This is a genomic window from Lactobacillus sp. ESL0246 (genome assembly GCF_003692965.1).
Taxonomy (GTDB): Bacteria; Bacillota; Bacilli; order Lactobacillales; family Lactobacillaceae; genus Lactobacillus.
In genome coordinates this window covers 1-13,989 of sequence record NZ_REHC01000003.1, presented here as the reverse complement: position 1 = coordinate 13,989, position 13,989 = coordinate 1, and the positions used below count along the sequence as shown (strand labels likewise).

The window sequence follows — 13,989 nt, the reverse complement described above, 5'->3', positions numbered from 1 at the left end:
TAAATAAATGCTACTATTTTTGAACGATGATAATATGCTTCAATTATTTGATTAGTTATCTCTTTATTTAAAAGCATTTTGACTTTGTTCTTGTCGATCCAACTTACTAAAGAAATTAAGAACAGAAATTTTGTTATAATGCAGCAATTCAATTAAATCATCCACTGTTATGCGATGAATATTTTTCTCGACTTTAGCGTAAAATGATGGACTTATTACATTACCAACCCATTGCTTTTGCTTTTTCATTTTTTCTGTACGATATTTTTTAAGCAATTCTCCCACTAGCATAAATATTTTCTCCTCCAATTATTAACTATACTAATTATAGTTAACATGATTTAAACTAGCTATACCGCCTGTAACTTAACATAAATGCATTATCTGAGGTAGTTGCTTAACCCCTGTAACCCTAAAGCTTAAAATGATCAAATTTTGCACACTTGTAAAATCAAAACCGTATAGCATTTAAAAAGTCCGCCAAAGCGGACTTTTGTTTTTATAGTTTTTGCAGATTTCACAATTAGACCAATAAAAAAGTGCGAGAAAATATTGCGCTTTTTCCCTATACTACTTGATCCCCTAATGGATTGCTTTTTTATTTCTTTTTTTAAAAAAATTGTGTTCCTAAGGAAATGACGAAAAAATAAGCAAAAGTCAGATAGACTAATGCTTATTTTTTTATCATGATCTATTTTCATCAACAGAATTTGACAAAAAGCTTTTATTATTAATTATTTAATAACTGCTTTAATTGCTTGATTAACTGCAGCTTGTTCATGTTTAATTAAATCTACCCTAGTAGCAATTACTTTGGTATCCATTTGAATTTCACGACCCAAGCCTGGTTGATTAATCTTTGGAACAAAGAAGTCACTAAATTCTTGCAATCTATTTGCAGTATGGAAAACACGAGCAGTAACGGTGATATAAGTAGTAAATTCCATATCTCCGCCCACTTTTTCTTCAAGCCAAGACCAACGATTACGTAGCCAATCCCAAGCAGCTTGTTCACCTTTGGGATTAGACAAGATATTGAAATACCAAGAACGTAAATCTTGCGGTTTAATAATGTCTGAATTTTCAAAAGCTGCAACAATCTGCTGAATTTCACTTATATCCTGTGAATTAGTTATAGCTGCAAGCAAGTCACGCTTATAGTATGGATCAACCGTAGTTTGGTACTCATTGATTAATTGTTCGACTAAGCCTGACCGATGATAATTCTTAACTTCATTAATTAAAACATATGGTCGAATCGAGGCTTCTATTTTACTTAAGCTGTTCTCATTAGCAGTAAAGATATGGTGACCGGCTTCAATAATCGTTGAATTTCCAGCATAAAGGGCTGCAGATAGCTCCAATGGTCTAATCAATAAATCATCAGAACTATCAGTTGGCTTCGTCTGCCAGCCTAATGCTGCAACTTTATTTTCTGATAAAAGATTATATAAAAGCTTTAAATTCTTTTCTTCCTCTGAACCAGTAGTGGTAAATTTGCGAAGTTCACGAGCTGCATTAAACAGTGCATTAATTACAATATAAGATTTTGACGTAGCAAATTTTGCCAATAATGGTACTATTTCAGCATAAGAAATTTGGTTACCCTCTGCTAAAAGTCCAAGATCTTGTAACAATTGTAATTGATCAACAGCTTTAAGTTCGTTAAAGTTGGCCATAATATCGGTCATTAATGTTTGATCATAATTAACGATAAAGTGCGAACTATTTCCCACATTAATTCGTAAAGCATGACCGGCACTAGCGCGTAGTTCCTTATAATTTCCAAGATCAACTTGTTTATTTGTCATAATTTGCGGTGCTTTAAAGTTAGCATTTAACGGAATAGCCCATGTTCTTTGAGCATCTTTTCCTTCGCCAATAAAGAATTGCTTTTGGCTTAAAATCAAATGTCCAGCTTGATTAACCTCGGCACTAACAACAGGATAACCTGGTTGATCAAGCCAAGTGTGCATAATCTTGCCAATATCCAAGTTAGTCGCTGTCGACAAAGCACTCCAAAGATCGTCACCGGTTGCATTGCCAAATTGATGTTGATCAAAATAATACTTCAGACCCTTACGTAATGCATCGTCACCTAATAAAGCTCGAACCATTACCAACATCCGTGAACCTTTAGCATAAACGATTGCACTATCAAACAACGAATCAATATCAGCCGGATGTTCGACTTCCACATGAACTGATTGGACACCATCGGTTGCATCTCGTTTTAACGCCGCAGGTACTTCAGAAATTTGATAAGTATTATCCCAAATATGCCACTCAGGCTCTAAAGCATCTACTGAAACATATTCCATCATGTTGGCAAAACTTTCATTAAGCCACAAATCGTCCCACCACTTCATGGTTACTAAATCTCCAAACCATTGATGTGCTAATTCATGAGCGATAACTGTAGCTACATAAGCTTTTTGATCAACTGTAGCATTATCTGGATCTAATAAGACTGCTGCTTCACGATAAGTAATTAAGCCCCAGTTTTCCATTGCCCCAGCTGAAAAATCTGGTAAAGCTAATTGCCATGAATGAGGCAATGGATATTTAGTCTGATAAAACTCCTCGTAAAATTCTATTGCACGTTTAGCAATACCTACCGCAAAGTCCAATTCTTTAGCTTGATGAGCCTTGGTAGCAAAAACACCTACCTTAACGCCATCTTTAGTTTCCGTTACCTTTGATTGTAATTCACCAAAAGCAAAGGCAATCAAATAACTGGACATTTTAACCGTCTTTTCAAAGTAGTGAACCCCATTTTCAACTTTAATTTCCGGCATGTTGGCTAATGTCGTTTCTCCATCATGTTCATCATATTTAATAGCTAGAGAAAAAGTTGCTTTAGCTTCGGGTTCGTCAACACATGGAAATGCTTGACGTGCCGCAGTTGTTTCAAATTGTGTTCCAATAATTTGTTTCTTTACACCATTGATCATGTAGTAAGAAGGATATATTCCCATCATTGTGTCCGTCAATGGGGCAGTATACGTGATTTCAACTGTAGTCTTACCAAGATGACCTAAGTCAATCTTAATTGTTTCAGTTTCATCGCTAACAGTAAATGGCAATTCTTGGTCGTTACTCTTTACAGACATGATTGTCATATATTTTTGATTAACAAAAATTGTTTCTTCTAAGGCCTCACCAGTAATAGTTGAGGTCCCCTTAATTGTTTTTTGTTCACGATTTATATCTAGATATAAATCATAATGCTCAGGCTGAAAAACTTCGTATAAATGTTTTGCTGACATAATCTACCTCCTAAATAATATTGTTATTGTAAATTCTACCAAACCTAAAGGTAAATAGCATTAAAACTTGATTGTAAGGCATGCGTGTTCTTTCTGTAACAGCAATGACACATTAATTATGTAATATGATAAAGAATAATAAGTTAAACTATTTATGGGGAATTAAAGAAAAATAAAATGAAGAAAAGTAAAAGTCTTATTTATGAATTAATCGCCGCGCTTGCGTTATCATTCAGTTTTATCAGCATTTTTGAAACAGCAAATAACCAAAACATTCAAACTGTTCAGGCAGCGCGGAAATTATCTAAAAGAGAACGTGCTGCTAAAAAGTGGATTGCAACCCACGAATCAGGTGGCAGATATGATGCTCAAAATGGTGTTTGTTATGGCAAATACCAACTTAACCTAGCTTATTTAGGTGGCGATCACTCTCCAGCAAACCAAGAACGTACAGCTGATAATTACGTATACAGTCGATATGGTTCTTGGGTTAACGCTAAAAATTTTTGGATAATCCATCATTGGTACTAAAAATTTACTCAATTCTCCAATTAAAAAAATAGACTGGTAATTAACTAGTCTATTTTTTATTTAAAACAAAAACAGCACACCAAATGGTGTGCTGTTTCATATTTTCTACTAAATTATGCTTTATAGCGCATTATACGTACCTTACTTGAACTCAACCAACTTGCAAAAAATGCAAATCCAAAAAATATCAATGCAATAATTGCAATAACAACAATCAAATTGTCGGTACCTGTTCGGGCAATTAGTTGTTCATCGTTTAATAAATAATCTGACTCATTAACTTGATTACACAATCCAAAGAATAACATGATTAGACTGCTCAAAGTTAACAAGCCATTAATTACTGTCAAAGATTTCATCTTAACTAGTTTCAAAAAATCATGTCCTTTCTCTCGATTTAAATACATAATTATATACTTTCATTTAAAAAAAGCAAGATATGTGCGTGAAAAACTTGACATTTATTATTTCTTCAAGATTATTTTGACCACTCACTTGTAAGCCATTCTTGGGCTAACTCAAACCAGTGTGCAGCATGCGGATTAGCCTGCCATTCACGACCCTTAATTGTCATATCTTCACGTCCTAAAGAAAAACCATGACCACCACGGTTGAATAAATGAGCTTCACAAGAAACTTTATTTTTATGTAAAGCATCCAGATATTCTAATGTGTTTGTTACTAAAACAATTGGATCATCCCAAGCATGAAAAATAAATGTCGCTGGTGTCTTGGGCGTCACACCTAATGCACTATCTTTGACGAATTCATCTCCTGGTACCTTGTCTTCTTCGTCATCCGGTATAGCAAAACCAATCTTATCTAAATTGATTAACGGATAACCTAATATTGTTTTATTTGGTAAAACTGTACTACTCTTAAATCCAAATTCATTTTGATATTTAGAAGAATTAGCAATACTATTAGCAAAACTTGCAACATGCCCACCAGCTGAAAAACCAATTGTTACAATCTTTTCTGGATCAATTTGGTAATCACTAGCATGATCGCGAAAATATTTTACAGTTGTTAAAACATCTAATCCCGCATCGGGATAGATATCTCCATCATCTTGGACAAGATTATACTCCATCACGACACTGTTAAAGCCGCAATTATTAAATGCTAATGCTACTGGCTCGCCTTCTCGCTTAGAGAGATGATCAAAACTACCGCCTGGAATAACGATAGCCAAAGGATGTTGAGGAGTAACTAAATCACCAATTGAAGCTAACATATAGGGATGAATCTTAAATTTACGCCCATTAAAATTAGTTAATTCTATTTCATTTTCCTTCATTTTTTACCTCGTGCTTTACCATGCTTCTTGTTAAAAAAACAGTCGTTAGTGGTACTGTTAATAATACACCAATTAGTGAATATGTTATAACTAAAATCTCATTGACAAACATCTTTTCATTCACAATTTCACCAATTGTGTAATTTAAACGAATGTACCACAAAAATAATGATAAAAAGCTACCGAACATCCCAAATAAAATGGTATTCATCGCTGTCCCTAAAACATCATTACCGATTTTACTACCACTATTCGCTAATTGTTGGCGAGTAATCATTGGATTATGCTTTTTGATTTCCAGTAGTCCCGAACTCATGGCAACTGCTGCTTCAGCAACTGCACCTAGACAGGAGAAAATAGCTACCGCAACTGCAATTAATGGGTAGCTCAAGCCTGGCATCTGTGATAAACCAACCAGTATTTCACCAGCTTCGGGACCGAGTCCAGCAGCCTGTGCCAACCATTCAAAAACTAAAATCAAGCCACTAACTGCAAGACAAATACATAATGCCGAATAAAATGAATTTTTAGCTACTTGATAATCATGAGTGCCTAAAAAGATAATTGTAACTAACTTAAGTGGTATAAAAATCAAAATTAAAATTGGAATATTAATTCCCCAAGAAATTAGTAGTGCCAGTAAAATCAATAATAAAGTATTAATTAAAACACTAAAAAAACTGCGAATTCCCGTTTCTCCACCAATTATTGTCATTAATAATGCTAAAACAATTAACAAAGCAACTAGTGTACTCATTTTTGATCACTCGCTTTCCACCAATCATTTTTTAAAAATAACAAACTGCATCCTGTTGCAAAAACAACGGTTAACACAATTCCAATAGCAGAAACTACACTTTGAGTAACGCCAAGTGATAATGTAAAGCCAAAAGTTGAACTTAAACTATTGTTATCACGCAAATAAATAATCGTTAATGGCAATGCTTCAGACATAAAAATTAAAACTAAAACATTAATCAATGGCCCCATTATTTCCTGTCCCATGGTTCGGCCACTTATAATTAATTGCTTAGCCGTTAGCTCTTTTTTAGTTTGAATTAACTCATATAAACTAGAAATAATATCAGTTGCCTCATCCATCACTGCGCCTAAAATCCCCAATAAAGTTTGTGCAAGAAAAATTCCTCGTGGATCTTGGGTCGCATAGTCACCCGTTTCATATTTGATTTCAGATTCCCCAGTCAAGCGCATGATCAAATAACAAAGTGCAAACGAAACAAAAACTCCTAATAATGTAGCTAACCATGTAACCAACATTTTTCGATTGAGCCCTTGAACTATTAGCAAGCTAAAGAAGGAAAAAATTACATCCGCTAAACCGAATAATAAGACAACATAAGCACCATTTAATTTAATATCTAGCAGAATAACTATATAAAACAGTACCCAGCTAAGTGTCATGGATAAAATTAACCCTACTGCCTGCTTGCCAGAGATAGCAATCATTAAGGTAATCATTACCGTTAAAGCAAGAACAATAACCCAATCTCGTTTTGGATTTTGAATAGTAAGATCTCCATTTTTAATACTAACAAAAACTCGCTGTCTGCAACGATACTTCTGGGTTACTAGTTGTGATGGGTAGTAAAGATTAGTTGCTGTAAATTTTTTATTCTTGTATTTACCAGATAAAATTTTTAGATGTAAAATTTGCTTTCGAGTCTCATCCTTGTTGTCATAAACATCTTTACTCTTCTCTACTAAAGTATCTTTAATAGTAGTATCAGTAATTAAAGCTACATCATTTCGATGATAAATTTCGGTAGCAAAGTATGTGCATGCAGTTAAAATAAGTCCAATGAAACCAACAATTACTGCTAAAAGATAGCGTTGCTTAATTTTTTTCAATGTCAGCCTCCATATCTATTCTTCTTACTTTAACTCATAAGTAGTCACACACTAGTTAAGTTTATCTAAAAGAATTGATCATTTTCAGTTATAGATTAATAAATCGTTGCCACCAGTGACTCTTTTCGGGTTCCACTTGCATATCGGCTAAGGTGCGATATTCATTAGATGTAGAACTCTTTTGAGCATTTTCTTGAGCTTTAGCTAGAATTTCTTCGTGAACTTGCTCACTTGATTTATGTTGATCGTGAATAATCTGTGACCTCTTTTCGGCTACTGTTATGGATTCAGGATCTTTTTGATCATCCAAGTCATTATCTACAATGCCAGAAATATCAGGTAAATAAGCAGTCAAATCGTGCTCCTGCTTATTCGACTTTTCTAACAACTCTTTATTTTGGGCCTCAATTCGATTCATTTGTTCTTGTAAATCTTTGAGCGCCGTATTCTGCTGCATAATTGTCTGTTGCAATGCATTAAGCAATTTCATTGTCTGTGGTGCAGTCATTGTTTCCTGATTATGAGAATCAATTCCACCGATTGAATTTTGATTTTGCGCACTAACCGCAAATATTTGTTGAGCTGCTTCTTGCAGGGTCAGCCCATTTTCTTGAGCCAATTTATGAAAATCTTGTAAGTCCTGAACATCTTGCTTGCTATATAATCGAGCCTTCTGCTTAGTTCTTGGATAATAATCGGGGCGACCGGTGACTCTTTCAACAATTAGTGAATACTTTCGTAATGTAGCAACACTAACATGCAATTTTTTTGCAGTCGCAGCCGGCGCCGTTAATTCTTCAAAATTATGCTTATCACTAGCCATAAATTATTACTCCCTAGCACAATCTAATTAGCCTATTTTATGTAGCAACGTTTTTTTATGTGCATATCTCTGTTGAGCGTATTCAATTAATCGAGTAATTAAATCTGTATATGCTATTCCGGCTTCTTCAAACAGCTTAGGGTACATACTAATGTTAGTAAAACCTGGTAAGGCATTAACTTCTGTTAAAATGATTTTCTGGTCACTCGCACGCAAAGTAGAATCAACACGTGCCATACCACTACATTCAGTTACTTGATAAACCTTTAAAGCATTTGCTTTAACTTGCTTGATAATATTATCAGGTAAATTTGCTGGTATTTGCAAAGCAGTAGTTGAATCATCATCATACTTGTTTTCGTAGCTATAGAATGTGCCTTCAGCATTAATAATCTGACCGACACCAGAAACTATTGGCTGGTCATTACCCAATACAGCTGTTTCAACTTCAGTTCCGTGAATTGTTTCTTCAATTAATACCTTGTCATCATACCGAAATGCATCGGCTAAGGCAGCGTCAAATTCTTCTTTATTGGTTACGTGATGAACACCTACAGATGAGCCCTGATTAGACGGCTTAACAAATAAATCATTACCTAATTTAGCGCTGATTTTATCATAATCTTGCTTCCAATTATCTTCTTCCTGATATTCAAAACGTTTGATTGCAATCCAATCAGCCACTGCCACGCCAGCACGTTGAGCCAAAATTTTGGTGAACTCTTTATCCATTGTTACCGCAGAGGCTAAGACATCATCACCGACAAACGGCTTATCTAAAATCCGAAATAGTCCTTGTAAACTACCATCTTCGCCCAGATTTCCGTGTACTATGGGAAAGAAGACGTCAATTTCAGGTAGCTCGGCTAATGAATTCAAATTAGAAATATTATTAACTTGATGGGGATTTTTTACCGTATAGTGTGGATTTTCTAATACTTTCAGCGAATCTTGTTCATTGGCAATATAGCCATCATTGGTAACCCAAATCGGGTGTACATCAAATTTTCTTTTGTCAATTGCATTATATATATTATGGCCTGACATAATTGAAACTTCATATTCAGATGAATTTCCACCAAAAATAAGACCAACTTGTGTTTTCTTACTCATCATTTTTACCTCTTAGTTATTATTCTAACTGCTTAATTATACGGCAATAACTTACTTAAGAACGCTATTTTTTCGAATTTTAGAAATATTTTTCCCATTAGTAGCAAATTTTCTTTAAATAAAAAGAACAGATATCTTAACTCTGTTCTTCTACATTTTAAATGTTTTTATCTTTGTTATTAAATATTAACGCTATACTTTCAAAATAAACTTGTTTATCTATGATAGAGCAAATTTCATCGAACATCTAATTATTATAAGTACTTGGCAACAGCGGCTAATAAATCTGCTTCACTATTCACTATTGTACCATTCAATTTAATTAAACCGGTCGTATATAAATTAACATAATGAAATTGATTTTCAGCTATCTGACTTAAGGCAGATAGCTTCTGCTTATTGTCACTACCTTGCTGACGAGTATCCGTATATAATCCCACAATTGGTATTTCTTTAGCATAAGCAACTCCAATCTCGCTAGCAACACCATTATCAATAGTATTACCATCTAAAATTGCTACCACTAAATCACTTTGAATTAGTTTTTTAGTATCCGCCAAGGCAATCATTTTTGAATCAGCATAAGCCTGCTTATCATTAATTTCATTGTTTTCTTGTGGTAAATATAAATCGATCGCATCACTTAACTGCCGAATTTTAGCTGCTAACTGCGCGTTATAATTAATTTCTGCTTGTGAGAATAGAGCATTGGCAAAATAAATTTTCATGATTATTTCCTTTAAATATAATTGGCTAATTATTAGGTGAACTAATTTCCCATGGAATTGCGCTTAAAATGTAAATAATTACTCCCACAATTACAAAGTCCAAGAAAATACCGCTACTAATTTCTAACACATAGCCTAAAACTGCTAACCCTTCAACATTAAAAATTACTGGTACGAGGGCCATCATACCAGAAATAAGAATCAACCAAAAACCAGCCCACATTACTGCTGCCGTAATGATATGCGTTAATTGCTTAGAAGTCATTATTGCACTTATTTCTTTAATTATGGAACGAAAGCTAATAACTGCCATCACAATTAAAATAGAATTCATAAACAATAAGCCAAAAGCAATATTTCCGCCTAAAGTAACAGTACTCAAATTAAAGGCATCCGCTACCTCATAAGGTGCATTATCTCCTAATTTATTTAATTTCAACCGCACTAATTGCGCATCGCTTGATGAGCCTTGGTCAATATTTGAATCAATATCTTTCAGTATCTGCTCTGCAAGCCTTCTATTACTAACTTTAAACCAAGGAAATCCTAAAGCATAATCAATAATATGATCGGCAATTGGCTGAGTTTGCTTTGTAGTTAATAAATTTGCATTACCATTTTTATTGGCTCCAATTGTTTCGGCCAGTACATCGAAATGCTTATTGACCTGTCTAACAACGACAACTTCATTATTATTGTTCCTAAGTTGCCCTTTCATAAAAAAAGGATTAAGAAAAGTGATAGTAACCATTACTAACGTTACAATTATAAAAATTATAAAGGACATAATCTTCTTATAGTTAATTTTCTGATCTTGTCCAGTTGGTTTGCGCAAATTAGTTCGCGCGCCATTTGCCATATCTTTCCCTTCTAACAAACAATATCTTTGCCTTCATCAAACATGGTATCAATTTCATGGTGAATTGATTTTATATCAACTGCAGCAATAATCTTGTGCCCATCATTAAGACTTTCAGTAATTTGCTTTTGTGTACAGTGTAAGAAACTATACATTAATGAACCAGTAGCATAATCAGCCATTTGTTCTGCAGAAAGCGCAAATCTCTTACTATTATTATATAGTCGTCCAACTCCAGTAATAACAAAAGCTAAGCCACATTGAACTTCATTTAAGTCAAATGTAGTTTCATCAAAGATTTGTTTTTCCTTAATCCAGCTTGCTAGAATCTGCAACCAATTATCAAGAGTCTCATTGCTACTAAAAACTTCAGTAATAATCCGCTTAAGACCATTATCATAAATGCCTAACATTGCAACTGTATAAATAAATGCTTTGGTTCGTGCCCCAATATGACCACTTTCAGCATCATAAATACTTCTTACTTGTGCATCTAAAGTATTAAGTATATTTCTAATTATATCATCTGTCAGCTTAGCTTTATGTGGATAGTATGACTGTAAAAGTGACTTAGAAATTCCTGACTTTTCTGCAATCATTTGAAAAGAAACATTATCCATTCCATTTTTCCTGATCAATTGAAAAGTATTCCTTAAAATAATTCTTCGCCTTTTATAATTTTTTCGTCTTGCCATAGTGGTTCTTCTCTTCCTATACATTTCTTTTTAATTATACCAATGATATAAAATAAATAAACAAAAAGATACCAATATAACTTCAACAATATAGTCGCTTTATATTATAGTAATAAATAACCGTCTGTGCATTATTTCAATTCACTTTCACTCAGCAAGTGCATAGAACGATCATTATAAACATAATTAATTCCACGAGCTAACAATAAATCAACCGAAATTCGAACCATTCTATCTGGGTAATGATTATGCTTAATAGTATCAGTAACGACAATTTGTTCAATTGGCAATTCGTTTAAAACTTCAGTTGCATTCTGTGAAAGTAACGCATGTGTTGAAGCAACATAAACTTTTTTAGCCCCTGCAGCCATTACCGACTTAGTTGAGGAAGAAATTCTTGATCCGGTGTCTATTAAATCATCAACTATAATACATTTCTTATTTTTAACATTGCCGATCACATCATGAACATCTGTGTCATAACGTGCCCGACGTTGATCAACAATTGCAATTGGAGCATCAAATATTTGACCAAAATTTCGGGCCAACTTAGCCCCTGAGTGATCAGGCGAAACAACTACAATATCATCATCATCTGTAGTCGCAATTCCATTATCAATAAAATATTGCGCTAACAGTGGCATTGCATGCAAATGATCAACCGGAACATTATAGAAACCTTGAATTTGGGCGGCATGCAAATCAAGTGCAATTAAGTGATCCATTCCAGTAATTTGAAGCAGATTGGCAACTAACTTACCAGTAATTGGTTCACGTGAACGTGTCTTAGTGTCAGAACGTGAATATGCCAAATACGGTACAACAACATTAATGCGATGTGCAGATGCTCGATGAAGGGCATCCAAAACAATTTCTAATTCCATAAAGTTTTCATTTACAGGATCTTGAATTGATTGAATAACGAAAACATCGCACCCTCTGACACTTTCACCAATATTAACCTGAATTTCACCATCACTAAAATGTTGAACGGCGGTTTCAATTAACGGCTTTTTCAAAATTGTAGCAATCTTTTCATTCAAAACCGGGTTTCCACTTAACCCAATTAATTTCATTGGGTGCATCAATTGAAGAATTTCTTCTTTGTTCATAACTACCTCTTTATAAAAATACCATCTATTTAGTCTATTATAACTAAAAAAGTGCCTAGTGCCTAGGAAATGGGTAAAATGAATCAAAAAGCTGGTCTCTTTTTTCATTAATTAATTTGTTATTTGATTAGATAAGAAAACAAGACTCAAATTTAGTTTTGTTATGTTATTAAAGCTATTTTAGCAACAAATGAGTAACCTCAAAGTTGTCTACTGCCTTTTTATAATCCTAATTAAACAAAAAAAGATGCTCAAGCTTTATGCTTGAGCACCTTTTATAAAATCATTATTATTGTTGCCTAACAACAAACTTCTACCAGAATTTCCTTAAACTTTAATTTAAGAAAATCAGACAAAACTTATAGGTATTAGTGCAAAGATATATCACTTAATTGTTAGTTAGTAAGTATCTTGACAAAATACACAATCTTACGTTTACTTAATTCCCGTGGATAAAGTCCAAGTTAGTGAGGTCGTATATGTTCCCTTTACGATATTGGCATCTGTTGGTAAAGCTAATTGAATATCACTTGGATCCCAAGCAAAAACGAAAGCACCACCATTACTAGAACCTATTGGTGCAGTTCCAACCTGAACTGCAGTACTGTCGGCAGCTAAATTAACCGTCAATTTCTTTGTTGCTGTAGGAGATAGTGGTGCATAGGCGGGTTCATATCCTTTATCTGCAACACTTCCCGTTAAGCCAAAAACGTATCCTGCTGCGGCAGCTGCAGTATTGCTAAAAGCCAACGTAGCCCCAGCAATTGTTTTAGCATCAGCGTCTTTGCCAGTGGTCAGCGGGCCATCGGCTTTGACGCTTAATTGCCAATCTCCTGTAATTTTATTATTCTTATCATCAGTGTCTGTACGGCTATCTTGCTTATCAACTACTGTTACCCAAGTCTTGCCATTAACACCACTTAAATTAGGATTAGTGGTAGTAAGCTTTGGGGTCTGGTTATCTGCCCCGGCATATCCCTTGCTGGTTGCGGAATCATTGCCGGAGTTATTTAAATTTTTACCAGCTGCTGTAAAGATCGGAGCAGCGGGATTAAACTTGGTATGACTACCAAAGTCCAGCACTGCGGGCACGTATTGTAAACGTAAGTATCCGACGCCATCATCATCATGGTGCTTATTAGGATCTGGCTTGGCGTCTTGGTCCTGGCTAAAGCCTATTCCTACCGTACTATGATTGGTATCTGGTAAGGCTTTACCACCGTTCATAGTTTTATTACCTTCTTGGGTTTTAGCTTGAATAATGGCTGGAGTAGCAGCCGCTACGGTCGACAAGACCGTAGCACTTGTCATTACCAAACTGGCTATTTTAGTTAATTTCATCTTGAAGTTCCTCCTTCAAATTCAGATTTTTCATACACAACTAATCATCTTGCAATGATTATCCAACGATTGTTTACTAATTAATAAAGATTGATCATCTTCCAAGTATTGAAATCGTGATAGGTTTTGATGGTAAAGTACAGACACGTCGCAAAGGCAATTGCTAAGAGAATCGATAATCCTAACCAAAACCACTGCACGCGGCGATAGGAAAATTTTGCGATCAATGCTTTCAAAATGACACCACCTCCTTTATAGTTAAAAACTAGCGCGGCCGAAGCATGAAAGTCCAAATTAAACCGCCGAGACTTAACACCAGTAAAACCCCGCAAATAATCGTGGCATACAG

15 protein-coding genes are annotated in these 13,989 nt (G+C 34.6%); 1 reads left to right on the top strand and 14 read right to left on the bottom strand.

Annotated features, from left to right (window positions below):
• Positions 1-63 precede the first annotated feature (63 nt).
• A complete protein-coding gene (locus F5ESL0246_RS00780) occupies positions 64-291 on the bottom strand; it encodes a hypothetical protein (RefSeq protein ID WP_122017658.1) in 228 nt (75 codons plus the stop codon).
• 443 nt (positions 292-734) lie between these two features.
• Positions 735-3,269 carry a M1 family metallopeptidase gene (locus tag F5ESL0246_RS00775; RefSeq protein WP_122017657.1) on the bottom strand — a complete coding sequence of 845 codons (2,535 nt, stop codon included), beginning with the start codon at positions 3,267-3,269 and terminating at the stop codon, positions 735-737.
• Between the two features lie 177 nt (positions 3,270-3,446).
• On the opposite strand from F5ESL0246_RS00775, the gene F5ESL0246_RS00770 reads away from it, so the two are divergent.
• Complete coding sequence (locus tag F5ESL0246_RS00770; protein WP_122017656.1) at positions 3,447-3,800, top strand: aggregation promoting factor surface protein; 354 nt, start codon at positions 3,447-3,449, stop codon at positions 3,798-3,800.
• A gap of 113 nt (positions 3,801-3,913) precedes the next feature.
• Here F5ESL0246_RS00770 and F5ESL0246_RS00765 read toward each other — a convergent pair whose 3' ends face one another.
• The 12 genes from F5ESL0246_RS00765 to F5ESL0246_RS08320 all read right to left on the bottom strand — a co-directional run.
• Complete coding sequence (locus F5ESL0246_RS00765) at positions 3,914-4,207, bottom strand: hypothetical protein (RefSeq protein WP_122017655.1); 294 nt, start codon at positions 4,205-4,207, stop codon at positions 3,914-3,916.
• 71 nt (positions 4,208-4,278) lie between these two features.
• Positions 4,279-5,100 (bottom strand): alpha/beta hydrolase, encoded by an 822-nt coding sequence (locus F5ESL0246_RS00760; RefSeq protein ID WP_122017654.1) that lies wholly within the window; start codon positions 5,098-5,100, stop codon positions 4,279-4,281.
• Positions 5,087-5,857 carry a YibE/F family protein gene (locus tag F5ESL0246_RS00755; RefSeq protein WP_122017653.1) on the bottom strand — a complete coding sequence of 257 codons (771 nt, stop codon included), beginning with the start codon at positions 5,855-5,857 and terminating at the stop codon, positions 5,087-5,089. The genes F5ESL0246_RS00760 and F5ESL0246_RS00755 overlap by 14 nt, the downstream gene beginning before the upstream one ends.
• Positions 5,854-6,969, bottom strand: a complete 1,116-nt coding sequence (locus tag F5ESL0246_RS00750) for a YibE/F family protein (protein ID WP_122017652.1) — start codon at positions 6,967-6,969, stop codon at positions 5,854-5,856. Before F5ESL0246_RS00750 ends, F5ESL0246_RS00755 begins: the two co-directional genes overlap by 4 nt.
• 88 nt (positions 6,970-7,057) lie before the next feature.
• The gene (locus F5ESL0246_RS00745; protein ID WP_122017651.1) at positions 7,058-7,792 is read right to left on the bottom strand and encodes a transcriptional regulator; all 735 of its coding nucleotides are present in this window, start codon (positions 7,790-7,792) and stop codon (positions 7,058-7,060) included.
• Between the two features lie 27 nt (positions 7,793-7,819).
• The gene (locus F5ESL0246_RS00740; protein WP_122017650.1) at positions 7,820-8,905 is read right to left on the bottom strand and encodes a D-alanine--D-alanine ligase family protein; all 1,086 of its coding nucleotides are present in this window, start codon (positions 8,903-8,905) and stop codon (positions 7,820-7,822) included.
• Positions 8,906-9,159: 254 nt separating this feature from the next.
• Positions 9,160-9,633 (bottom strand): nucleoside 2-deoxyribosyltransferase, encoded by a 474-nt coding sequence (locus tag F5ESL0246_RS00735; RefSeq protein ID WP_122017649.1) that lies wholly within the window; start codon positions 9,631-9,633, stop codon positions 9,160-9,162.
• Between the two features lie 25 nt (positions 9,634-9,658).
• Complete coding sequence (locus tag F5ESL0246_RS00730; RefSeq protein WP_122017648.1) at positions 9,659-10,492, bottom strand: hypothetical protein; 834 nt, start codon at positions 10,490-10,492, stop codon at positions 9,659-9,661.
• A gap of 11 nt (positions 10,493-10,503) precedes the next feature.
• Complete coding sequence (locus F5ESL0246_RS00725) at positions 10,504-11,187, bottom strand: TetR/AcrR family transcriptional regulator (RefSeq protein WP_122017647.1); 684 nt, start codon at positions 11,185-11,187, stop codon at positions 10,504-10,506.
• A 131-nt stretch (positions 11,188-11,318) separates the two neighbouring features.
• Positions 11,319-12,299, bottom strand: a complete 981-nt coding sequence (locus F5ESL0246_RS00720) for a ribose-phosphate pyrophosphokinase (protein ID WP_122017646.1) — start codon at positions 12,297-12,299, stop codon at positions 11,319-11,321.
• Between the two features lie 435 nt (positions 12,300-12,734).
• Positions 12,735-13,640: a WxL domain-containing protein gene (locus F5ESL0246_RS00715; protein ID WP_122017645.1), complete on the bottom strand. Its 906-nt coding sequence runs from the start codon at positions 13,638-13,640 to the stop codon at positions 12,735-12,737.
• Positions 13,641-13,720: 80 nt separating this feature from the next.
• A partial coding sequence (locus tag F5ESL0246_RS08320) for a hypothetical protein (RefSeq protein WP_233555745.1) occupies positions 13,721-13,989 on the bottom strand: 269 nt, incomplete at its 5' end.

Excerpts from the sequence above, each read along its gene's own strand:
- F5ESL0246_RS00780 (WP_122017658.1), bottom strand. The coding sequence starts at position 291 with ATGCTAGTGGGAGAATTGCTTAAAAAATATCGTACAGAAAAAATGAAA.
- F5ESL0246_RS00775 (WP_122017657.1), bottom strand. The coding sequence starts at position 3,269 with ATGTCAGCAAAACATTTATACGAAGTTTTTCAGCCTGAGCATTATGAT.
- F5ESL0246_RS00770 (WP_122017656.1), top strand. The coding sequence starts at position 3,447 with ATGAAGAAAAGTAAAAGTCTTATTTATGAATTAATCGCCGCGCTTGCG.
- F5ESL0246_RS00765 (WP_122017655.1), bottom strand. The coding sequence starts at position 4,207 with ATGTATTTAAATCGAGAGAAAGGACATGATTTTTTGAAACTAGTTAAG.
- F5ESL0246_RS00760 (WP_122017654.1), bottom strand. The coding sequence starts at position 5,100 with ATGAAGGAAAATGAAATAGAATTAACTAATTTTAATGGGCGTAAATTT.
- F5ESL0246_RS00755 (WP_122017653.1), bottom strand. The coding sequence starts at position 5,857 with ATGAGTACACTAGTTGCTTTGTTAATTGTTTTAGCATTATTAATGACA.
- F5ESL0246_RS00745 (WP_122017651.1), bottom strand. The coding sequence starts at position 7,792 with ATGGCTAGTGATAAGCATAATTTTGAAGAATTAACGGCGCCGGCTGCG.
- F5ESL0246_RS00740 (WP_122017650.1), bottom strand. The coding sequence starts at position 8,905 with ATGAGTAAGAAAACACAAGTTGGTCTTATTTTTGGTGGAAATTCATCT.
- F5ESL0246_RS00735 (WP_122017649.1), bottom strand. The coding sequence starts at position 9,633 with ATGAAAATTTATTTTGCCAATGCTCTATTCTCACAAGCAGAAATTAAT.
- F5ESL0246_RS00730 (WP_122017648.1), bottom strand. The coding sequence starts at position 10,492 with ATGGCAAATGGCGCGCGAACTAATTTGCGCAAACCAACTGGACAAGAT.
- F5ESL0246_RS00725 (WP_122017647.1), bottom strand. The coding sequence starts at position 11,187 with ATGGCAAGACGAAAAAATTATAAAAGGCGAAGAATTATTTTAAGGAAT.
- F5ESL0246_RS00720 (WP_122017646.1), bottom strand. The coding sequence starts at position 12,299 with ATGAACAAAGAAGAAATTCTTCAATTGATGCACCCAATGAAATTAATT.
- F5ESL0246_RS00715 (WP_122017645.1), bottom strand. The coding sequence starts at position 13,640 with ATGAAATTAACTAAAATAGCCAGTTTGGTAATGACAAGTGCTACGGTC.